2 protein-coding genes are annotated in these 1,272 nt (G+C 28.2%); both read right to left on the bottom strand.

All coding sequences use genetic code 11. The annotated features are described in order from the left end of the window. Nucleotides 1-88: 88 nt before the first annotated feature. Nucleotides 89-907, bottom strand: a complete 819-nt coding sequence (locus GOQ24_RS16135; protein ID WP_160340163.1) for a hypothetical protein — start codon at nucleotides 905-907, stop codon at nucleotides 89-91. Next, nucleotides 904-1,272 (bottom strand): hypothetical protein (locus tag GOQ24_RS16130; protein ID WP_160340162.1); only part of this gene is annotated, 369 nt, incomplete at its 5' end. The genes GOQ24_RS16135 and GOQ24_RS16130, both read right to left, overlap by 4 nt.

Below are 1,272 nucleotides of genomic sequence, written 5' to 3'. Positions count from 1 at the left end.
ATCTACATTTATAATGCTTCCGACTTCTCGCTGCATTAATCCTTTGTGTTCTCTCAACTCTTTTATTTTATTACCTAGTGTCATCGTGTTAATTTAAAATTACCATCAACTTTTCTTTTTCATACCAATTAACTAATTTAGAATTTGTATGATGTTCTAAATGGTTTAGGTAACTAACAATTTTGGCTTCATTATAACCTTCTGCTTCTGTATCAATAATCGATACTTTTTGTTTTATAAAACTTTTATAGTCTGTATTATCAGCCATTTCAAATAACATATTTGCTTTAGAAATACTATTTGTATAATAGTAATTTGAACTACCAGTTATATAATTAATTAAAGAAAAATTGCTTGCTGTATTATTGAATATAGCATTAAATTTTAGCTCTTTTTTATTTGGATCTAAAAAGACATTAAATTTTAGCTTTTCAATATCTACTGATTGTTTTAAATATTCATTTACTTTTGATTGAAATCGTGATTTAGTTTCTGTTTCTTTTTTATCTGAAAACTCTATTTCACAAACGCTTACAATATTTTGTATAAACATTGCTAAATCGAAAACTTTAGAAGGTACATCAATAGTATTTTTTGTTTTTAAGTAGTAATATGTTTGTTTGTTTTGTCCAATAACTTCTTTAATTTCAAAAGCATTAAGGAAATGGGAATATACTTTTAGAAAACAATTTTCTTCACTGAATATTACATCATATACACCACTTTTTAGCCAGCCCCCATCTGTAATTACAAATTCTGAACCTTGTCGGGTTAGAAAAACAGAGATGAAACGATTGTTGGTTGTTGCATATGGAGTAATAATTTCTAATGAATTGCCTCTTTGTTTGGTTTTCCAAAGATTGCCAAAGGCCTTAGTTATATCTGTATAAATATTATCAAAAATCATAAGAAAGTTACGTTTTGATTAGGGTCTTCCTGTGTCATAGACAATCCTAAAGTGTTAGACATTATTTTTACTTCTGGGAAACTATCCTCATTCACGCGAATATTGGACTCATGAAAAAAATGAGCAATACAAAGATTAATGTCTTCTAATGCTTTAGCTTCTTCGGGATTGCGTAACTGTTTGGTTTTATAAGCTATTTCGATACCATTCTCGTTAAATTTGTGAAAGTGTGGCGTCTCAACACTTTGTTCATCTAATGGAATGCCATCTATTTTATTACGATGTGTTTCTCCATCACTATCAAATCTGAAAAATGGAGGGGGTATAAAATCTTTAGATCTTAATTTAAATTGAAAGAAATTATG

The sequence above is a fragment of the Myroides sp. LoEW2-1 genome (genome assembly GCF_009767705.1).
In the GTDB taxonomy this organism is placed as follows: domain Bacteria; phylum Bacteroidota; class Bacteroidia; order Flavobacteriales; family Flavobacteriaceae; genus Flavobacterium; species Flavobacterium album_A.
The sequence above is the reverse complement of the archived record's forward strand: the minus strand, read 5'-3'. Positions and strand labels throughout refer to the sequence as shown.